Raw genomic sequence first — 19,382 nt, forward strand, 5'->3', positions numbered from 1 at the left:
AGTGACCACGTACCTTCTCGCCGGCGGCGGCACCGCCGGTCATGTGAACCCCCTGCTCGCCGTCGCGGACGCCCTGCGCACCCGCGATCCCGAGGCAGGCGTTCTCGTGCTTGGCACTCGGGAGGGACTCGAGTCGAGGCTCGTGCCGCAGCGCGGGTACGAGCTGCTCACCGTCGACAAGGTGCCGTTCCCGCGTCGCCCGAACGGGGCGGCTCTCGCGTTCCCCGCCCGTTTCTCGCGTGCCGTGAAGCAGGTGCGCGCCTACATCCGCGAGCACGGGGTCGACGAGGTCATCGGCTTCGGCGGCTACGCATCGGCTCCGGCCTATGTCGCGGCGCGCCGGGAGCGCATCCCCTTCGTCGTGCACGAGGCCAACGCCCGTCCCGGGATGGCCAACGTACTCGGCGCCAGGACGGCGGCAGCGGTGGGCGTGGCGTTCCCCGGCACGCCCCTGCGCGGCGGCGAGGTCGTGGGCATGCCGCTGCGACGCGAGATCATCGATCTGGACCGGGCCGCGCTCCGCGCCGAGGCGGCGGCGGAGTTCGGGCTGGATCCCGAGCAACCGGTGCTGCTCGTGTTCGGCGGCTCGCTCGGCGCGCAGCGGTTGAACGAGGCGATCGCCGGATCCTGGCAGAGCATCCTCGATGCGGGATGGCAGATCCTGCACGCGACCGGCGACCGCTCCGACATGCCCGACCCGGGGGCTCCGGGATATGCCCTGCGCCGCTACCTGGACCGCATGGACCTCGCGTTCGCCCTGGCGGACCTCGTGCTCTCGCGCTCCGGATCCGCGACGGTGAGCGAGATCAGCGCACTCGGCATCCCCGCGGTCTACGTGCCGTACGCGGTCGGCAACGGCGAGCAGCGCCTCAACGCCGCCGCGGCCATCGAGGCCGGGGCCGCGATGCTCATCGACGACGCGCAGCTCACGCCCGATCGCGTCCGCAGCGAGGTCGTGCCGCTCCTGCAGGACGCCCCGCGGCGTGCCGCGATGCAGCGGGCCGCGGAGGAGGTCGGATCCCGCACCGGCACCGAGGACCTCATCGCCCTGGCCGACCGCGCGCTGGCGCGCTGACCGGAGCCGGCGGCCCGGCGAGCCAGGACCCCTGCCCTGGCTCCTCGACTTAGGATTGTTCAGCCCGTAAGGACGAAAGAGCCATGATCAGACCCGACCTCTCCCTGCCGATCCCCGAAGACATCACCGCTGCGCATTTCATCGGCATCGGCGGTTCCGGCATGTCGGGGCTCGCCCGCATGTTCCTCGACGCGGGCATCCGGGTCTCCGGCAGCGACCGCGCCGACAGCGCCAACCTGCAGGCTCTCGCGGCGCTCGGGGCTGACGTGCACGTGGGGCACGACGCCGCGCACCTCGGCGATGCCGACACCGTCGTGCACACCGGCGCGATCTGGCCCGAGAACCCGGAGTTCGTGCTCGCCAAGGAGCGCGGGCTGCACGTCATCCATCGCTCCCAGGCGCTGCATTGGCTGATCGGCGGCCGCCGCCTGGTCTCGGTGGCGGGCGCGCACGGCAAGACCAGCTCGACCGGGATGATCGTCACCGCCCTCCGCGAGCTGGGGGCCGACCCCAACTTCGTGAACGGCGGAGTGATCGAGCAGCTCGGCACGTCCAGCTCCTCGGGGACCGACGAGCTCTTCGTGATCGAGGCCGACGAGTCCGACGGCACCTTCCTGCTCTACGACACCTCGGTCGCCCTGATCACCAACGTCGATCCCGACCATCTCGACCACTACGGATCCGACGAGGCCTTCCACGAGGCGTTCGTGACGTTCGCGAACGGGGCGAGCGAGGCCGTCGTCATCTCCAGCGATGACCCGGGCGCCCTGCGCGTCCGGGCCGGCATCACCCATCCCCACGTGATCTCGTTCGGGTTCGCCGACGATGCGGATCTGCGGATCACGGACGTCGTCACGGACGGGCCCGTCGCGGCGACCCTGACGATGCGCGGGGAGTCCGCGCGCATGCAGCTGACGGTGCCCGGCGTGCACAACGCGATCAACGCCGCCGGCGCGGTCGCCGTGCTCACCGCCCTCGGATACTCGCTGACCGATGCCGCACAGGCTGTGCAGGGCTTCGCCGGCACCGTGCGTCGGCTCGAGCTGCACGGCGTCGCGCGCGGTGTGAGCGTCTACGACGACTACTCGCACCATCCCACCGAGGTCCGTGCCGCGCTCGAGGCGATGCGCACGATCGTGGGCGACGGGCGCATCATCGCGATCCAGCAGCCGCACACCTACTCTCGCACGCAGCACATGTTCCGTGAGTTCGCCGAGGTGCTGGAGACGTACGCCGACCACACCGTGATGCTCGACGTCTACGGCGCCCGCGAGGATCCCGTGCCCGGGGTCACCGGCGAGCTGGTGAGCGGCGCGTTCGCGGATCAGGGCAACGTGCACTACGTGGCGGACTGGCAGCAGGCCGCCGACTACACCGCGGCAGTGGCCCGCGACGGCGACTACGTGATCACGCTCGGCTGCGGCAACGTCTACCAGATCATCCCGCAGGTGCTGGACGCGCTGCGCACCACCGCCGAGGGCTGATCGTGCGCCGGCCGTCCGCGATCCCCGCCTCCGCGCCGCCCGTCGAGACCGACGACGTCCACGAGGCGGAGCAGGAGCGCGTCGGACGTCGTGGCGTGGGTGCTTCCGAGGGCGGCATCGCACCGGAGGCGGCCGTGTCCTCCGGCGCGGACGACGGCGGCGCCGGGCCGATCCCGCTCGGCCGCCGTACGGGGGATCCGTCCGTGGAGGACGACGCGGCCGGGGCCGGAGGCGGCACTCCACTGACGGCGCGGGACCTCTGGCAGGCGTCGCGTGCGCGTCGTCGTGCGCTGCGCAGCGAGATCCGTCGCTTCACGCAGCGTTCCCGCCGGCGCCGGATCGGATGGATCGTCGGCGCCGCGCTCGCGCTGCTCGTCGTCGGCGGCAGCGTCGGCGCCGCCTACAGCCCACTCTTCGCCGTGCGGACGATCACCGTGGAGGGCACCGGCGCCCTCAAGCCGGGCGACGTGCAGAAGGCCCTCGCGGATCAGCTCGGCCGGCCGCTCGCCCTCGTGGACCCGAGCGCGGTCAAGGCCGCCCTTGTCCGGTTCCCTTTGATCGAGACCTACCGCCTGGAGGCGCATCCTCCGCACGACCTCGTCGTGCGCATCGTGGAGCGCACGCCGGTCGGCGCGGTCGCGCAGAAGGACGGCCGGTTCACGGTCGTCGACGTCGCCGGCGTCGTGCTGTCGACCGCAGAGCAGCGCCCCGCCGGCTACGCCCTCATCGAGACTCCGGACGGCACCGGCACCCCCGCTTTCGCGGCGGTCGGCACCGCCCTGCGCTCGCTCCCGGCCGAACTGCGCGCGCAGGTCGACACGGCGACCGCCTCGACGCCCGACGACATCGTGCTGCAGCTCGCCGGCGGCGCGAAGATCGTGTGGGGGAGTGCCGACCAGTCGGCCGAGAAGACCCTCGCCCTCCAGGCGCTGATGAAGGCGAATCCCGCCGCGACGTCCTACGACGTGTCCTCGCCCGGCGTCGGCGTCGTCGGCTGACCACGAATATCCGAAACGATCGCGCGCAGTCGCGTGTCGCTTGGGCTCTGCGCCCCCTGCGCCGCTTACCTTCGATCCAGAGAAAGCAATACCGGGAAATACTTTAACCTTCTGCTTGAGGTTTAAGGTTGCCCTCGGCTCGAGGCTCGAAATACATCGGAGGACGGGATGAGCCAGAACCAGAACTACCTCGCCGTGATCAAGGTCGTCGGTGTCGGCGGTGGTGGCGTCAATGCTGTCAACCGCATGATCGAGCTCGGCCTGCGAGGCGTCGAGTTCATCGCCATCAACACCGATGCGCAGGCGCTGCTCATGAGCGACGCCGACGTCAAGCTCGACGTCGGGCGCGACCTCACCCGCGGCCTCGGCGCCGGAGCGGATCCCGAAGTCGGCCGCCGCGCCGCGGAAGACCACGCGGAGGAGATCGAGCAGGCCCTGACCGGCGCCGACATGGTCTTCGTGACTGCGGGCGAGGGCGGCGGTACCGGAACCGGAGGTGCGCCGATCGTCGCGCGCATCGCCAAGTCGATCGGCGCCCTGACCATCGGCGTCGTGACCAAGCCGTTCTCCTTCGAGGGCCGCCGCCGGCAGAGTCAGGCCGACGCGGGCGTCGCGAAGCTGAAGGAAGAGGTCGACACCCTCATCGTCGTGCCCAACGACCGTCTGCTCGAGATCAGCGACCGCGGCATCTCGATGATCGAGGCGTTCGCCACGGCCGACCAGGTGCTCCTCGCCGGCGTGCAGGGCATCACCGACCTGATCACCACGCCCGGTCTGATCAACCTCGACTTCAACGACGTCAAGTCCGTCATGCAGGGCGCCGGATCCGCGCTCATGGGCATCGGATCGGCGCGCGGCGCCGATCGTGCGATCAAGGCCGCCGAGCTCGCGGTGGAGTCGCCGCTGCTGGAGGCGTCGATCGAGGGCGCCCACGGCGTGCTGCTGTCGATCCAGGGCGGATCGAACCTCGGCATCTTCGAGATCCACGACGCGGCGGACCTCGTCAAGGAGGCCGCGCACCCCGAGGCGAACATCATCTTCGGAACGGTCATCGACGACACCCTCGGCGACGAGGTGCGCGTCACGGTGATCGCGGCAGGGTTCGACAGCGGAGAGCCCACGCTGCGCCTCGACCCGCAGATCTTCTCGCGCACGTCGGCTCCCGCCGTGGCCGAGAAGCCTGCGGCCGAGGACGTCGAGGAGTCGGCCGTCGAGGAGTCGCCCCGCGAGACGGCGCCCGTGAGCGTGCCGTCGATCCCGCCGGTGCACACCAGCATCGAGCCGGCCTTCGACGAGAGCGACCTCGACATCCCCGAGTTCCTCAAGTGACCCTTCGACAGGCGCAGGGTGAACGATCAGCGTGAGCTGAGCGTCGCCGAGCGGCTGTCCGCGATCGATGCAGCGATCGCGGACGCCGCACGGCGCGCGGGGCGCGATCCGGAGGACATCACCCGGATCGTGGTGACGAAGTTCCACCCCGTCTCCCTGGTCCGCGAGCTCTACGCCCTGGGCGTCCGCGAGTTCGGCGAGAACCGCCAGCAGGAGCTCTCGGCGAAGTCCGACGCCCTGCGGGAGGAGTCTGAGGGATCGGGTTTCGACGACCTGCGCTGGCACTTCATCGGGCAGGCGCAGACGAACAAGGCCGGGCAGATCCGCCGGGCGGCCCACGCGGTGCACTCGGTCGACCGGCCGCGGATCGCCGACGCCCTCGACCGCGTCGCCGACGGGGGAGCACCGCTCGATGTGCTGCTGCAGATCAACCTCACCGATGACCCCGGCCGCGGCGGGGTCGCCCCGGCCGAGCTCGAGCAGCTCGCCGAGCACGTGTTCGGGCTGCCCACCCTGCGGCTGCGCGGGGTGATGGCCGTCGCGCCGCTCGACGAGGATCCGGCCTCCGCGTTCGCGCGCGTCCACGACTACGCCGCGCGGCTGCGCGCGGTCGCGCCGGAGGCCGACTGGATCTCTGCCGGGATGACCGGGGATTTCGCCGAGGCGATCGCGGCCGGCGCGACACACCTTCGCATCGGCTCCGCAATCACGGGGCCGCGCCCTGCCCAGGGTTAGCCTCGAATCAGAACCACCCCGCACACGTTCGGAGGACACGATGGGGAACCCGCTGAAGAAGACCATGGTGTACCTCGGCCTCGCCGATGAGGAAGAGGTCTACGAGGACGCTCCCGTCGCGCACGGCACGCGTCAGGAGCACGAGCCCGTTCGTCGTGAGGAGATCCGTCGTGAGCGCGAAGAGGTCAAGGCCGCACCGGTCACGCCGCTGCGTCGTCCGGCTGCGATCCGTCAGCCCTCGGCGGGCACGGTGAACGAGATCCTCACGGTGCACCCCAAGCAGTACCGCGACGCGCAGGTCATCGCGGAGAGCTTCCGTGACGGCATCCCCGTGATCATCAACCTGTCGCAGATGAGCGACGCCGATGCCCGTCGTCTGATCGACTTCGCGAGCGGCCTCTCCCTCGGCCTCTACGGCCGGATCGAGCGGGTCACCAGCAAGGTCTTCCTGCTGTCGCCCGAGAGCATCGCGGTGTCGGGGCAGGGTGGGATCGCCGGGGGCGACGAGCCCGCGCTCGCGCACTCCTGACAGGTGGTGGTGGCGCCCGCGATCTCTGTGATCGCAGCGATCCTCAACATCCTGCTGCTGCTCTACCTGCTCACGCTCTTCGTGCGCGTGATCCTGGAGTGGATCCCCGTGTTCAATCGTTCCTGGCGTCCGCGCGGCGCCGGGTTGATCGCGGCCGAGATCGTCTACACGATCACGGACCCGCCGATCCGGATGTTCCGACGCCTCATTCCTCCGCTGAGGATCGGACCCGTCGCGCTCGACATGGGACTCACCCTCACGATGATCGTCGTGCTGATCCTGATCTCGATCACTCGATCGTTCATCTGACCCCGACATATTGCATGACCTCCGACATATCGCTCCGCGCGTCTCCGCGCGCCTTCGCGGCCGCGGTTTTGGACGGCTATGCTTTTCTGAAGGTGCCGGCCGACCAGCGGGCGCCGCTGTCCACCCGGCCACCGAGAACTCATCGAAAGAGGAGCCACCAATGGCACTGACCCCGGATGACGTCGTCACCAAGCAGTTCCAGCACGTCCGTTTCAAGGACGGCTTCGACCCGGACGAGGTCGACGACTTCCTCGACGAGGTCGTGCTCGAGTGGCGTAAGGCGCTCGACGAGAACGCCGAGCTGAAGGCCAAGCTGGCCGCCTACGAGTCGGGGGAGAAGGCTGCTCCGGTCGCCGAGGTCCCGGCCGCTCAGGCCCCCGTCGCCGCCCCCGCTCCCGCCGCCGAAGGCGGGGCACCCGCCGCGGCGACCGCCGGCATCATCGAGCTCGCGCAGCGCCTGCACGACGAGCACGTCGCGGAGGGCAAGTCGCAGCGCGACCAGCTCATCGCCGACGCCAAGGCCCAGGCCTCGAAGATCCTCTCCGACGCCGAGCAGAAGTCGCGCGAGGAGGCTGCCCGCCTGGAGCGCGAGCGCAGCGTTCTCGAGAGCAAGATCGCCGAGCTGCACGACTTCGAGCGCTCGTACCGCACGCAGCTGCGCAGCTACATCGAGGGTCAGCTCCGCGACCTCGACGAGAAGGGCGGCCCCGGCGGGGACGCCTCCGCGCAGTAAGGAGCCCTGTTGGCCCGGCGTCAACCGCTTCCTGGTTCGGCGGCCGGCACGATCATCGCGATTCTCGCGGTGGTGGTGCTGGCCGCCGACCAGTTTGTGAAGTACCTCACCATCACGCATCTCCCGGAGCAGAAGGCCGTCCCGGTCCTCGGAGAGTTCCTGCAGCTGTACTCCATCCGCAACTCCGGAGCGGCGTTCTCCATCGGCGCGGGCTACACCTGGATCTTCACCATCGCGCTCGCGGTCGTCGCGTGCGTGATCGTGTGGAAGGCGTTCTCGGTCCGTTCCCGTCTGTGGTCGGTCGTGCTCGGCGCGCTTCTCGGCGGCGTCCTGGGCAATCTGTCCGACCGTGTCTTCCGCGAGCCCGGATTCCCCGTCGGCCATGTCGTCGACATGATCTCGATGCCGTGGATGCTCCCGGCGATCTTCAACGTCGCCGACATCTTCATCGTCACCGGCATGATCTCGATCGCGCTGCTGATCATCGCGGGCCTCCGGCTCGACGGCTCGCGCGAGCGCGACCACGCCGCATCCGATGACGCGGCCGGCCCCGCCGACAGCGAGGACGCGCCCGACGCGACCGGGAGCGAGAGCCCGCATCCCACCGAAGCGGGGAGCTGACCGTGGAGTCCCGCGCGCTTCCCGTCCCCGACGGACTGGACGGCGTCCGCGTCGACGCCGCGCTGGCCAAGATGCTCGGCTTCTCGCGGACCTTCGCCGCCGACGTCGCCGAGGCCGGGGGAGTGGCGCTCGACGGTGTCACCCTCGGCAAGTCCGACAAGCTGCGCGCGGGCGGATGGCTGGAGGTGGAGTGGGCTCCCAAGCAGGAGCCCCGCATCGAGCCGATCGCCGTGCCCGAGCTCGGAATCGTCTACGACGATGACGACATCGTCGTGGTCGACAAGCCCACCGGCGTCGCAGCCCATCCTTCCCTCGGCTGGGAAGGGCCGACCGTCGTCGGGGCCCTCGCCGCAGCCGGCTTCCGGATCGCGACGAGCGGCGCCCCGGAGCGGCAGGGCGTCGTGCACCGGCTCGACGTCGGAACGAGCGGACTCATGGTCGTCGCCAAGACCGAGGCCGCCTACTCCGCGCTCAAGCGCGCGTTCAAGGAGCGCACGGTCGAGAAGATCTATCACGCCGTCGTGCAGGGTCATCCGGACCCCCTGGCGGGGACGATCGACGCCCCGATCGGGCGGCACCCGAACCACTCGTGGAAGTTCGCGGTGATCCCCGATGGCAAGCCGTCGGTCACGCACTACGAGACGCTCGAGGCGTTCCCCGGCGCGTCGCTGCTGGAGATCCATCTGGAGACCGGCCGCACCCACCAGATCCGCGTGCACATGGCCGCTCATCGCCATCCCTGCGTCGGCGACCCCCTCTACGGCGCCGACCCGACCCTTTCGGCGCGCCTGGGACTCACGCGGCAGTGGCTGCACGCGCATCGGCTGGGCTTCGCGCATCCGGTCACCGGCGAGTGGGTGCAGACCGAGTCGCCGTACCCCGCCGACTTCCAGCACGCGCTGGACGTGCTCCGCGGGGAGGCCTGAGGCCGAGATCGGCCGGGCGGTCAGCCGAGCTGCAGCGCCCCTGTGGCGGCCACGACGCCGTCGAGCGTCCCCTCGAGGAACCGCACGACCTGCTCCGGATCCTCGTCGCGGTCGATCACGAGGCTGAGCAGCGTCTCCTCCGTGAACGCGACCCAGGATCGCATCGCGACACGCAGCGCCGGCGTGTCCGGCGTGCCGAGCTCCGTGAAGGCATCGATCAGACGCTGGGCGTTGAGATCCCGGGATTCGTCCACGACGCGGCGGACCGCCGGATCACCGCTCGCGATGCCCCGCACGAGGGAGTGGAAGGTGCTCTGGTGCTGGCGCACGAACTCCGTGATGCGCAGCAGCGTGTCGCGGATCCGGTCCCGCGGCTCGAGGTCGTCCCGCGGCTCCGAGGCCCGCAGCAGGCTGTCGCGCGCCATCGTGACCACCGCGAGGTGCATGCCCTGCCGCGTGTCGAAGTAGTGGAAGAGCAGCGGTCGGGAGACCCCGGCGCGCTGCGCGAGCACGTCCATGGTGAGCTCATCGAGGGGATGGTCCGCGAGGAAGTTGACTCCGGTCGCGACCAGCTGGGCGCGACGCTCGTCCGGAGTCAGGCGGGCACGTCGCTCCTCAGGCATGCTCTGAGCCTAGCGGCGCGGCGCGGGGTCTCGCACCGCGTATTGACTCTGAGTCAATGAGCAATATACTCGACGTGGTGAGCGCCGCCACGGCTGTCGGCGCACAGGAGGAGGATCGATGAAGTTCCCGAAGTCCGACCGGGTCCGCAAGCTCGGCTCGTCGCACGCCGGCCGCATCGCGCTCGTCGCGGTTCCCGCAGGAGTCGTGGCCGCGGCCCTCATGGGCGGCGTCGCCCAGGGTGCCGTCCCCGTGTCGTTCGCGGTGTCGGGGAGCCAGTTCCAGATCAGCGCATCGCAGCTGGAGGGCACCGGTTTCTCGCAGTACGCCGGAGTGGCGAAGGACACCGAAGGCAAGGAGCACACGGTCGCGATCGCGAACATCAAGAGCGCGACGCTGGCGGATCTGTGCCAGTCGGTGATCACCGACACGCCTCTCGGCAAGGTCGGTGTGCTCATCAAGGCGGGCGGGAACGGAAACCCCGCATCGGCGAGCGATCTGCAGATCGGCATGACCGGGCTCAAGGGCGATGCCTCGTTCGGCGCCATCCGCATCGGCGTCGACGCCTCCACCGTCAATACCGACGCCAAGGGCAGTGCCGGCGACTTCGCCCAGGACGCCGACACGGTCTCCATCAAGAACCTGCAGCAGACGGCCTGGAGCACTCAGGCCTCGGTGTTCACGCTCACGGGCATGACGCTGGAGCTGACGGACGGTTCGCAGGGATGCTTCTGAGGAACGCCGCCACGATGACCGACGAGACGGACGAGCGGGGATCCGCGCGGCGCGAGCGTCGGAAGCCCGAGACGAGCGCGATGCCGCCCGTGCGCGGTGCGGAGTCCGAGGAGGGCGCCGCCGCGGCGACGCCCGCCGATCGGGCGCCGGCCGGCGGCTTCCGGCATTGGCGCAGGCAGCGCCCGTTCGTCGGCGGGCTGCTGGTCGCTCTCGGCGGCATCGAGATGTTCTTCTCGGGCCAGCTCGACATCGGCCACCTGCACGTGCAGCTCGGGATCGAAGGACTGCAGGCCACGATCATCCCCATCGCCCTGCTGCTCCTCGGGATCCTTGCGATCACGATGCCGGCGCATCACGTGTTCTACGGGATCCTCGCCCTGGTCGTCGCGATCTACTCGCTGATCGGCGTCAACCTCGGCGGCTTCATCGTCGGCATGCTGCTCGCCGGAACGGGCGCCGTGCTGGTCGTGGCCTGGATGGGCCCACGCGTGCCGGCACCAGAGGTCGCGGAGAGCACGACGTGATCCGCGTGCCCCGCGCCGGCGTCCTGGCCATCGCGGTCCTCGCCCTGGTCGCGCCGATGACGCTCGGCGCTGCCGCGGCGCCTGCGGCGCATCCCGCGGGCCTGTGCATCCCGCTGATCTGGTGCCCGTCGCCGAGTCCGACGCCTGCGCCGACGCCCACCTCGGGGGTGCCGGGGCTCCCGGGAGTTCCCGGAGTCCCTGCGGTGCCCGGCACGCCGTCCGCACCCGGGACGACGCCCGCCGCGCCGGGGGAGACGACCCCGACGCCCGCGCCGACACCGGTCGTCGCCGCCAAGGACGAGGGCGCGCCGATCTTCACCAAGACGCCCGCGTCGATGGGATCCCAGGGGCTGTCGTTCACGGGATTGAGCGGCATCGCGATCGTGGATGTGCCGACGATCGACGGCAGCACCGTGCGCGCTCTGAAGATCTCCGCGGATTCCATCACCATCAGCGGCTTCTCGCTCACCGTGCGTCCGCCCGACAAGGCGGGACTCGTCACGAACGCCGACACGATGACTCTCAAAGGGCATGTCAGCGTCTACCTCGGATCGATCACGGCGACGACGCAGGACGGACGTGCGCTCACTCTCGGTACGGACACGCCTCCACCGCTGGACGATGTCTCACCGGGACTACTCCGGGTGACGATGGGGCTCGTCGGCACGGTGGCCGACTCGATCAGTTACACCAACACCGATCAGCGCATCGTCGAGCCGTGATGTCTGCCCCGAGGCGGCGGATGCGAATGTCGATGCCACGGAGCAGACTGAGCCCATGAGCATCGAGGTGCGGCCGGCGAACGTCTTCCAGGACGTCGCGACGCTGGTGGGGCCGAAGAACCCGACATCGCAGTCCTGCTTCTGCCTGAGCTACCGGATCCCGAGTAAGGAGAGCCTGTCTCTGCGCGGCGAGGCCCGGGCGGAGCGTGTGCGCGGGCTCTGTGCCGAGGATCCGCCTCCCGGCGTGATCGCCTATCTGGACGACGAGCCGGTCGGCTGGGCCGCGGTGCATCCGCGGCGGGACACCGCTTTTGCGGCCAATCGGCTGATCCCGCACGTCGATGAGCTCGACGTGTGGTCATTGTGGTGCCTGCGTGTCCGGCCGGGGTATCGCAAGCAGGGCATCACCCACACCCTCATCGAAGGCGCGGTCTCCTTCGCACGCGCGTACGGCGCTCCCGCCGTCGAGGCGTATCCCGTCGACAACCAGGGCGCGAAGGTCGACCTCACGATGGCGTACGTGGGCACCCGCGCACTGTTCGAGTCCGCCGGATTCACCAAGGCAGCCGACACCGAATCGGTGATCAACAAGTTCCCCCGTGTGCTGATGCGGCTGGATCTCCGTTAGTCGCGTGCGGCGGGCGCGTCCAACCGGGGCGGCCTTCCGCCCCGGAAGTGCGCGGGGTCGTCCTCCGCCACCGCCAGGGCGATCTTGCGCACGTGCGCGTCGTCGATGTCGCCCATCGCGGCGAGGTCGTAGAAGCCGACCTCGGTCAGCTCTCCGTCGGCGGGATGCGGCTCGCCCGCGATCCAGGAGCAGCGGAACACCAGATCCAGGTAGTCGACTTCGTCGCCGTTCGCGTAGGTGACCCGGGGGAGCTGCTGCACGAGTGCGAGGCGCTCGACCTTCACGGTCACGCCTGCCTCCTCGAGGCACTCCCGCACGGCGGTGTCGGCGGGCTCCTCGCCCGGCTCGACGATGCCGGAGATCGCCTGCCAGGCGCCGTTGTCGGCGCGCTTGCCGAGCAGCACCTTCTCGTCGCGGAACACGATCGCCGTCACTCCGACGAGATTCAGCGGGGAGTGGCCGACGTGCTCGCGGAGTGCGACGACGAAGTCGGGAGTGGTCATGGATCCAGGCTAGCCTCGTCCATCGCGCGGCATCCTGCGAGTCCCGGAGAATACGAACAGCGTCCGGAGAAAGCCCGTGCACGATTTTCGAACCGTCATCAACCGTTCAGGCAATACATAGTGTGAGCACAGACAGCGAGATCATTCAGCGTTCGCTCGGGAACCCCCGAGCCTTCGCCGAATTGTTCGACCGGCACGCCGGGATGCTGGGCGGCTACGCCGCCCGGCGGCTCGGTGCGGACGCCGGGCAGGACATCCTGAGCGAGACGTTCCTGGTGGCGTTCGCGCGGCGCACCTCCTTCGACACCGCGTGGGATTCGGCCCTTCCGTGGTTGTACGGAATCGCCTCCCGGCTGATCAGGAAACACCGTGCGACGGAGGCGAAGCACCTGCGCTCGAGTGCGGAGTTCGCCCGCCGAGAGGAACTCATCTCCCACGGCGACCTCGACTCGACGATCTCCCGGCTCGATGCCGAGCTCTCGACGAGAGAGCTCGCGCCTCGCATCGCTGCGCTGTCCGGCAAGGAGCGCGAGACGCTGCTTCTCTATGCCTGGGGCGACCTGACCTACGAGGAAGTAGCGGAGGCGCTCGGCGTGCCCGTGGGAACGGTGCGGTCGAGGATGAATCGCATTCGCACGAAGCTGCACCCCGCCGGTGCGATCGCTTCGGTGCGGAACACCAGCAGGAAAGGGGAAGTCGATGGACGTTTTCGAGCGCGTGCGTGAGGTGAACACAGGGGCGGAGCTGACGTCGGCACAGATCTCCGCGGCGCGTTCGCGGCTCCTGGCCGGGATCGACGACCAGCATGCCGCAGTTCGGACGCACGTGTCTCGGCGCCCGATGCTTCTCATCGCCGGAGGCCTCGTCGGAGTCGCCGCGATCACGACGGCGGTTCTGGTCGTCACCCACGGCACGGCGTCCGGGCCGCGGGTCGACGCGGTGCCTGCTCCGACCGCGAGCGCCGCGACGACCCCGGCACCGACCGCCGGCCCCACCTCCTCTCAGAGCAGCGGAGCGGGCGCTGTCGGAGCGGAGCCCTTCCCGGGTACCACCCCGCACGCGGGGCAGTACCTCAAGCTCTCCACCACGGCTCAGGTGCTCCTCTATCACGGCCCCGAAGGCACGGCGTATCAGTGGTCCTTTCGAGACCCCACGATCCCCCTTCCGTCCTCCGCGGTCGTCGTCCAGGACAGCAGTGCGCTCTATGTCCCCGCGGATCGCGCATCCGACTGGGTCCAGTCGACCGGCCGCAGCGCGCAGCGGGTCGGCTCCTTTCCGGATCCGCAGTCGGCGGCGGACTCGGCGGCGTGGGACACACTGATCCCGGCGAGAGACGACATGCTCTCCCGCGCGCCGGGAGGGGTGTTCGAGGGGCAGTCGGCTCCGATCGACTTCACCGACTACCCGACGGATCCTGGCGCTCTGCTGGAGCGGATCCGCCAGGAGCACGCGGATGCGGGCCCCGACCAGGATGAACGCACGGTGAGCTGGATCATCCGGGTGCTGAGATCGAACCTCGCGCCGGCGACGCTGCGCGATGGTCTCCTCCAGGCGCTGGAGCTCACAGGGCGGAGCACGGTCACCTCGATCCAGGGAACCTCGACGACGTATGCGGTGGACTTCACCGCCACAGGAGTCCGCCGGGAGACGATCACGATCGATGCCAGAACCGGATGGGCCGCCGAATACACGGTCACGTCCCCTCGGACGGACGGTGGCCTGGTCCCCGCGGAAGTGCCGGATGTGCGTTTCATCCTGAGCCAGGAGATCGTCGACTCGGCGCCGTAGCCGAGGATCGCGGGCTCCGTCGTCGAACCCACGACGACGGAGCCCGCGCGGCTCGCGTCAGAGGTCGAACGTAGACTCGAAGCATGGCATCAGACTCCTTCGTCCACCTGCACGTGCACAGCGAGTACTCGATGCTGGACGGGGCCGCGCGCATCCAGCCGCTCGTGCAGGAGGCGGTCGCGCAGGGCATGCCTGCCGTCGCCGTGACCGACCACGGCAACACGTTCGCTGCCTTCGAGTTCTACAAGGCGGCGCAGGCCGCGGGCGTCAAGCCGATCATCGGGATCGAGGCGTATGTGACGCCCGGCACGCACCGCAGCGACAAGTCCCGGGTGCAGTGGGGAACGCCGGAGCAGCGCAGCGACGACGTCTCCGGATCCGGTGCGTACACCCACATGACGCTGCTCTCCGAGACGACGGAGGGCATGCACAACCTGTTCCGGCTCTCGTCGATCTCGAGCCTCGAGGGCTACTACTTCAAGCCCCGCATGGACCGGGAGATCCTGCAGAAGTACTCGAAGGGCCTCATCGCCACGACGGGCTGCCCGTCCGGCGAGATCCAGACGCGGCTGCGCCTGGGCCAGTACGACGCGGCACGGGCGGCGGCCGCCGAGTTCCAGGACATCTTCGGCAAGGAGAACTACTTCGCCGAGATCATGGACCACGGCCTCGAGATCGAGCGGCGCGTCACCGGCGACCTGCTCCGCATCGCGAAGGATCTGGGGATCCCGCTGGTCGGCACCAACGACCTGCACTACACGCACCAGCACGACGCGAAGAGCCACGAGGCGCTGCTGTGCGTGCAGTCGGGATCGACCCTGGCCGACCCGAACCGGTTCAAGTTCGACGGCGACGGCTACTACGTGAAGTCGGCTGCCGAGATGCGCCAGATCTTCCGCGACAACCCGGAGGCGTGCGACAACACGCTGCTCATCGCCGAGCGGTGCGACGTGTCGTTCAACACGAGCGCGAACTTCATGCCGCGCTTCCCGGTCCCCGACGGGGAGACCGAGGAGAGCTGGTTCATCAAGGAGGTCGAGAAGGGCCTGCACATCCGCTATCCCGGGGGCATCCCGGACGCGGTGCGCAAGCAGGCCAACTACGAGGTCGAGGTCATCAGCTCGATGGGCTTCCCCGGCTACTTCCTGGTCGTCGCCGACTTCATCAACTGGGCCAAGGACAACGGCGTGCGCGTCGGACCGGGCCGTGGCTCCGGTGCCGGATCCATGGCCGCCTACGCGATGCGGATCACCGACCTCGACCCGCTCGAGCACGGCCTCATCTTCGAGCGCTTCCTCAACCCCGACCGCGTCTCGATGCCCGACTTCGACGTCGACTTCGACGACCGCCGTCGTGGCGAGGTGATCCAGTACGTCACCGAGAAGTACGGCGACGAGCGCGTCGCGCAGATCGTCACCTACGGCACGATCAAGGCGAAGCAGGCCCTGAAGGACGCCGGCCGCGTGCTCGGCTTCCCCTTCAGCATGGGGGAGAAGCTGACCAAGGCGATGCCGCCGGCGGTCATGGGCAAGGACATGCCGCTGGACGGGATGTTCAATCCCGAGCACCCCCGGTACAAGGAGGCCAGCGAGTTCCGCGTCGTGATCGAGACGGATCCCGAGGCGAAGACGGTGTTCGACACGGCCCTGGGCCTGGAGAACCTGAAGCGCCAGTGGGGCGTGCACGCGGCCGGCGTCATCATGTCGTCGCACCCTCTGATCGACATCATCCCGATCATGAAGCGCGAGCAGGACGGGCAGATCGTCACCCAGTTCGACTACCCGTCGTGCGAGTCCCTGGGCCTGATCAAGATGGACTTCCTGGGGCTGCGCAACCTCACGATCATCTCGGACGCCCTCGCGAACATCCGGATGAACCGCGGGGAGGAGCTCGTCCTCGAGGATCTCGCGCTCGACGACCGCCCCTCCTACGACCTGCTCACCCGCGGTGACTCGCTCGGCGTGTTCCAGCTCGACGGCGGGCCGATGCGCGCGCTCATGCGGCTCATGAAGCCGGACAACTTCGGTGACATCTCGGCCCTCATCGCGCTGTACCGGCCGGGCCCGATGGGCGCCAACTCGCACACCAACTACGCGCTCCGCAAGAACGGGCTCCAGGAGATCACGCCGATCCACCCGGAGTTCGCGGAATCGCTGAAGGACATCCTGGAGGAGAGCTACGGCCTCATCATCTACCAGGAGCAGGTGATGGCGATCGCCCAGCGCGTGGCCGGGTTCTCGCTCGGTCAGGCAGACATCCTCCGCCGCGCGATGGGCAAGAAGAAGAAGTCCGAGCTGGACAAGCAGTTCGAGGGCTTCCAGGCGGGCATGCACGCCAACGGCTACTCCGACGGCGCGGTGAACGCCCTGTGGGAGATCCTGCTGCCGTTCTCCGACTACGCCTTCAACAAAGCCCACTCGGCTGCCTACGGCGTGATCTCCTACTGGACCGCGTACCTGAAGGCGCATTACCCCGCCGAGTACATGGCGGCGCTGCTGACCAGCGTCGGCGACTCCAAGGACAAGATGGCGCTGTACCTCAACGAATGCCGCCGCATGGGCATCAAGGTGCTGCCGCCGGATGTGCGCGAGTCGATCAACTTCTTCGCGGCCGTCGGCGAGGACATCCGCTTCGGGCTCGGAGCCGTCCGCAACGTCGGATCCAACGTCGTCGACGGCATCGTGAAGGCGCGCCAGGAGGAGAACTTCACCTCGTTCCACGACTTCCTCAAGAAGGTCCCGCTGCACGTCGCGAACAAGCGCACGGTGGAGTCGCTGATCAAGGCCGGCGCCTTCGACTCCATGGGCGACACCCGCCGTGCGCTCGTCGAGATCCATGAGGACGCTGTCGAGGCCTCGGTCGACCAGAAGCGCAACGAGGCCCAGGGCGCCATCGGCTTCGACTTCGACAGCCTGTACGACGAGGTCGAGGAGGTCGCTCCGCCCAAGGTGCCGAACCGGCCGGAGTGGACCAAGAAGGACAAGCTCGCGTTCGAGCGCGACATGCTGGGCCTGTACGTGTCCGACCATCCGCTGGCGGGGCTCGAGGTGCCGCTCGCCAAGCACGCGTCCATCGCGATCAACGCGCTGCTCGAGTCGGAGGATCTGCAGGACGGCGACCAGGTGACGGTGGCGGGACTCGTGACCAGCGTGCAGCACCGCGTCGCGAAGGCCAGCGGCAACCCGTACGGCATGATCACGGTGGAGGACTTCCATGGCGAGATCACGATCATGTTCATGGGCAAGACGTACCTCGAGTTCCAGAGCATGCTGCAGCAGGACGCGATCCTCGCCGTGCGAGGCCGCGTCTCGCGCCGTGACGACGGGATGAACCTGCACGCCCAGTCCGCGTTCACGCCGGATGTCGGCGCGTTCGACGCCGCCGGTCCGCTGTCGCTGATCGTCCCGGAGCAGCGCGCCACGGAGCGCGTGATCGAAGACCTCGCCGAGGTGCTCCGGCGCCATGCCGGCGACACCGAGGTCATGCTCAAGATGCATCGCGGCGGGCGCGCGAAGGTGTTCGAAGTGCCGCTTCCCGTCACCGTCACCGCGGACCTCTTCGGCGATCTGAAGTCGCTGCTCGGCCCGCAGTGCCTGGGCTGAGCCGCGACTCACGCAGCCACGCAGCCGGACATCCCGTCGTGCGACTCCGCTCAGGAGGCGTCCAAACCTGCCCGGTAGTATCTGGTCGCGTTCGACGGCCGACCCCCAGACGGCCGCACGACGAAAGGAAGCACTGATGACCAGCGACGCCCCCTTCGCTGAGACGACGCAGGACGACGACACCTCGACGCCGGCTCCCGAGTCCCTCACCGGCGACGCGCTCCCGGGGGACGCTCTGCCCGCCGCAGCGCCTCAGCAGGGCTACTTCGGATTCACCCTGCGCGAGCTGATCATCGTCGGGCTGTGGCTCCTCGCGTTCGTGCTGTCCTTCGTCCCGGCCGCGGGGAGCGTGCTGGACGGCTCGGCCACCGTGTGGACGATGAACGGCGCCTGGCTGCTCGCCATCGGCGTGCCCACGGCCGCCGTGTTCCTGATCGTGCTGCGCCGCCTGTCGCCCGAAGGGATCCGCCGCGTCGGCTCCCTCGGCATCGACCAGTTCGCGTCGGTCGCCTTCTCGGTCGCCCTCGTCAACGGGGGTGTGCTGCTGTGGCAGCAGCTCGACCTCGTCGCGGCCCAGCGACGCAGCGCGCTCCCCACGTGGCCGCTGTGGCTGGAGCTCCTCTTCCTGCTCGGGCTGGTCGTGGTCACGGTGTTCGCGACGCTCATCCCCGGGATCCGCGAGGACTTCGAAGGACGTACCGACACCCTCGCGCACCGCAGCGCGAACCCCGTACGCCCGGTGTTCACCCGCCCGCGCCCGGTGCGCGCGCGGGGGAGCGTCTCTGATCCGCAGAACGAGGACGACGTGGATCCGGGTCTCCTGCACGAGAACGAGGTCGGAGCGAACGCGCATCTGTCCGCAGGCACGACGGGCGCCGCGATCGCGGGTGCGGCCGGCTACGTGCCGGAGCATCACCGCGAGTCGTTCCTCGCCTCGGCGGAAAGCACCGAAGGCGTCGCGCTCGCCGATGCGGCCGAAGCGCCGCCCGCCGCCGAGGCGCTGACCGAGGCCATCCCGTACGCCGGTGCGCCGACGATCGTCGACAGCGAGGCCGAGCCGGCGGTGCCGTCCTCCTCGGAGGACGAGCCCGCCACACGTGCCGACGCGCGCCGCGGTGCGACGGCCTCGGAATCGGCGCCGATCGTCGACTTCGCGGAGCCCTCGCCGGCGGACGACGCCCCGGCGGAGGCGGAGCCCGCGCCGCGCGACCTGTCGGACACCATGACCGAGGTGCTCGGCGACCTTCTCGAGCCCGCTCCGGCCGACGACGTGGCCACGCACGCGGTCGACGTGGTCGCGGAGGACGGCGCCGCGGCGCCGTCCGGACAGTCCCAGCCCTTCTGGGCGCTGGCGCCCGACACCCGCGCGGTCCATGACGCGCGAGGCGAGGAGATTTTCACGATCGGGCCCGATGCGTGGATCCTTGTACTCGAGGACCGCGGCGGAGCCTTCGTCGTGCGGCACGACGACGGCCGCGTCGGCTACCTGCACGACACCGACAACATGACCCGAGGCTGAG

Annotated in this window: 20 protein-coding genes; 18 read left to right on the top strand and 2 right to left on the bottom strand. The window is 69.4% G+C overall.

Annotation, left to right across the window (positions count from 1 at the left end; translation table 11 throughout):
* Position 1 precedes the first annotated feature (1 nt).
* The 10 genes from NFX31_RS06815 (at position 2) to NFX31_RS06860 (ending at position 8,739) form a co-directional block, all read left to right on the top strand.
* Positions 2-1,075, top strand: coding sequence for a UDP-N-acetylglucosamine--N-acetylmuramyl-(pentapeptide) pyrophosphoryl-undecaprenol N-acetylglucosamine transferase (locus NFX31_RS06815; RefSeq protein ID WP_045252360.1), 1,074 nt, complete (start codon positions 2-4; stop codon positions 1,073-1,075).
* Between the two features lie 83 nt (positions 1,076-1,158).
* Positions 1,159-2,559 carry a UDP-N-acetylmuramate--L-alanine ligase gene (murC, locus tag NFX31_RS06820; protein WP_045252359.1) on the top strand — a complete coding sequence of 467 codons (1,401 nt, stop codon included), beginning with the start codon at positions 1,159-1,161 and terminating at the stop codon, positions 2,557-2,559.
* A 2-nt stretch (positions 2,560-2,561) separates the two neighbouring features.
* Positions 2,562-3,557: a cell division protein FtsQ/DivIB gene (locus NFX31_RS06825; RefSeq protein ID WP_052674501.1), complete on the top strand. Its 996-nt coding sequence runs from the start codon at positions 2,562-2,564 to the stop codon at positions 3,555-3,557.
* Between the two features lie 168 nt (positions 3,558-3,725).
* Complete coding sequence (gene ftsZ, locus NFX31_RS06830) at positions 3,726-4,886, top strand: cell division protein FtsZ (RefSeq protein WP_091475739.1); 1,161 nt, start codon at positions 3,726-3,728, stop codon at positions 4,884-4,886.
* Positions 4,887-4,922: 36 nt separating this feature from the next.
* Positions 4,923-5,621 carry a YggS family pyridoxal phosphate-dependent enzyme gene (locus NFX31_RS06835; protein WP_091477405.1) on the top strand — a complete coding sequence of 233 codons (699 nt, stop codon included), beginning with the start codon at positions 4,923-4,925 and terminating at the stop codon, positions 5,619-5,621.
* Between the two features lie 40 nt (positions 5,622-5,661).
* Positions 5,662-6,150: a cell division protein SepF gene (locus NFX31_RS06840; protein WP_091475743.1), complete on the top strand. Its 489-nt coding sequence runs from the start codon at positions 5,662-5,664 to the stop codon at positions 6,148-6,150.
* A gap of 27 nt (positions 6,151-6,177) precedes the next feature.
* The gene (locus tag NFX31_RS06845) at positions 6,178-6,459 is read left to right on the top strand and encodes a YggT family protein (RefSeq protein ID WP_374700504.1); all 282 of its coding nucleotides are present in this window, start codon (positions 6,178-6,180) and stop codon (positions 6,457-6,459) included.
* Positions 6,460-6,619: 160 nt separating this feature from the next.
* Positions 6,620-7,192 (top strand): DivIVA domain-containing protein, encoded by a 573-nt coding sequence (locus NFX31_RS06850; protein WP_045252355.1) that lies wholly within the window; start codon positions 6,620-6,622, stop codon positions 7,190-7,192.
* A 9-nt stretch (positions 7,193-7,201) separates the two neighbouring features.
* Positions 7,202-7,813 (top strand): signal peptidase II, encoded by a 612-nt coding sequence (gene lspA, locus NFX31_RS06855; protein ID WP_091475748.1) that lies wholly within the window; start codon positions 7,202-7,204, stop codon positions 7,811-7,813.
* A gap of 2 nt (positions 7,814-7,815) precedes the next feature.
* Entirely contained in the window at positions 7,816-8,739 is a 924-nt protein-coding gene (locus NFX31_RS06860) for an RluA family pseudouridine synthase (protein WP_091475751.1), read from the top strand.
* A 20-nt stretch (positions 8,740-8,759) separates the two neighbouring features.
* Here the strand turns inward: NFX31_RS06860 and NFX31_RS06865 are convergent, their stop codons facing one another.
* Positions 8,760-9,362 carry a TetR/AcrR family transcriptional regulator gene (locus NFX31_RS06865; RefSeq protein WP_091475758.1) on the bottom strand — a complete coding sequence of 201 codons (603 nt, stop codon included), beginning with the start codon at positions 9,360-9,362 and terminating at the stop codon, positions 8,760-8,762.
* A gap of 118 nt (positions 9,363-9,480) precedes the next feature.
* On the opposite strand from NFX31_RS06865, the gene NFX31_RS06870 reads away from it, so the two are divergent.
* Genes NFX31_RS06870 through NFX31_RS06885 form a run of 4 tightly spaced genes read left to right on the top strand, consistent with a single transcriptional unit; the run spans position 9,481 to position 11,969 of the window.
* Entirely contained in the window at positions 9,481-10,095 is a 615-nt protein-coding gene (locus NFX31_RS06870) for a DUF6230 family protein (protein ID WP_091475762.1), read from the top strand.
* A 14-nt stretch (positions 10,096-10,109) separates the two neighbouring features.
* Entirely contained in the window at positions 10,110-10,619 is a 510-nt protein-coding gene (locus tag NFX31_RS06875) for a DUF6114 domain-containing protein (protein WP_248700525.1), read from the top strand.
* Complete coding sequence (locus NFX31_RS06880; RefSeq protein WP_248700524.1) at positions 10,616-11,341, top strand: hypothetical protein; 726 nt, start codon at positions 10,616-10,618, stop codon at positions 11,339-11,341. Before NFX31_RS06875 ends, NFX31_RS06880 begins: the two co-directional genes overlap by 4 nt.
* Positions 11,342-11,396: 55 nt before the next feature.
* Entirely contained in the window at positions 11,397-11,969 is a 573-nt protein-coding gene (locus NFX31_RS06885; protein WP_045252350.1) for a GNAT family N-acetyltransferase, read from the top strand.
* Here the strand turns inward: NFX31_RS06885 and NFX31_RS06890 are convergent.
* Positions 11,966-12,472, bottom strand: a complete 507-nt coding sequence (locus NFX31_RS06890; RefSeq protein WP_091475765.1) for an NUDIX hydrolase — start codon at positions 12,470-12,472, stop codon at positions 11,966-11,968. The two genes, NFX31_RS06885 and NFX31_RS06890, sit on opposite strands and share 4 nt — an antisense overlap.
* Positions 12,473-12,594: 122 nt before the next feature.
* Here NFX31_RS06890 and NFX31_RS06895 point away from each other — a divergent pair, with 122 nt between their 5' ends.
* From NFX31_RS06895 to NFX31_RS06910, 4 genes are all read left to right on the top strand, one after another.
* The gene (locus tag NFX31_RS06895; protein WP_091475768.1) at positions 12,595-13,197 is read left to right on the top strand and encodes an RNA polymerase sigma factor; all 603 of its coding nucleotides are present in this window, start codon (positions 12,595-12,597) and stop codon (positions 13,195-13,197) included.
* The gene (locus NFX31_RS06900; protein ID WP_045252348.1) at positions 13,172-14,260 is read left to right on the top strand and encodes a hypothetical protein; all 1,089 of its coding nucleotides are present in this window, start codon (positions 13,172-13,174) and stop codon (positions 14,258-14,260) included. Before NFX31_RS06895 ends, NFX31_RS06900 begins: the two co-directional genes overlap by 26 nt.
* A gap of 83 nt (positions 14,261-14,343) precedes the next feature.
* Positions 14,344-17,862: a DNA polymerase III subunit alpha gene (gene dnaE / locus NFX31_RS06905; protein ID WP_045252347.1), complete on the top strand. Its 3,519-nt coding sequence runs from the start codon at positions 14,344-14,346 to the stop codon at positions 17,860-17,862.
* A 136-nt stretch (positions 17,863-17,998) separates the two neighbouring features.
* Entirely contained in the window at positions 17,999-19,381 is a 1,383-nt protein-coding gene (locus NFX31_RS06910) for a hypothetical protein (protein ID WP_262957057.1), read from the top strand.
* Position 19,382 lies beyond the last annotated feature (1 nt).

Origin of the sequence: Microbacterium azadirachtae, from assembly GCF_025583665.1 — a bacterium.
In the GTDB taxonomy this organism is placed as follows: domain Bacteria; phylum Actinomycetota; class Actinomycetes; order Actinomycetales; family Microbacteriaceae; genus Microbacterium; species Microbacterium azadirachtae.

Bases quoted from the DNA above. Each gene is read 5' to 3' on its own strand.
- murC (WP_045252359.1), top strand. From the start codon at position 1,159: ATGATCAGACCCGACCTCTCCCTGCCGATCCCCGAAGACATCACCGCT.
- ftsZ (WP_091475739.1), top strand. From the start codon at position 3,726: ATGAGCCAGAACCAGAACTACCTCGCCGTGATCAAGGTCGTCGGTGTC.
- NFX31_RS06840 (WP_091475743.1), top strand. From the start codon at position 5,662: ATGGGGAACCCGCTGAAGAAGACCATGGTGTACCTCGGCCTCGCCGAT.
- NFX31_RS06850 (WP_045252355.1), top strand. From the start codon at position 6,620: ATGGCACTGACCCCGGATGACGTCGTCACCAAGCAGTTCCAGCACGTC.
- NFX31_RS06865 (WP_091475758.1), bottom strand. From the start codon at position 9,362: ATGCCTGAGGAGCGACGTGCCCGCCTGACTCCGGACGAGCGTCGCGCC.
- NFX31_RS06870 (WP_091475762.1), top strand. From the start codon at position 9,481: ATGAAGTTCCCGAAGTCCGACCGGGTCCGCAAGCTCGGCTCGTCGCAC.
- NFX31_RS06875 (WP_248700525.1), top strand. From the start codon at position 10,110: ATGACCGACGAGACGGACGAGCGGGGATCCGCGCGGCGCGAGCGTCGG.
- NFX31_RS06885 (WP_045252350.1), top strand. From the start codon at position 11,397: ATGAGCATCGAGGTGCGGCCGGCGAACGTCTTCCAGGACGTCGCGACG.
- NFX31_RS06890 (WP_091475765.1), bottom strand. From the start codon at position 12,472: ATGACCACTCCCGACTTCGTCGTCGCACTCCGCGAGCACGTCGGCCAC.
- NFX31_RS06900 (WP_045252348.1), top strand. From the start codon at position 13,172: ATGGACGTTTTCGAGCGCGTGCGTGAGGTGAACACAGGGGCGGAGCTG.
- dnaE (WP_045252347.1), top strand. From the start codon at position 14,344: ATGGCATCAGACTCCTTCGTCCACCTGCACGTGCACAGCGAGTACTCG.
- NFX31_RS06910 (WP_262957057.1), top strand. From the start codon at position 17,999: ATGACCAGCGACGCCCCCTTCGCTGAGACGACGCAGGACGACGACACC.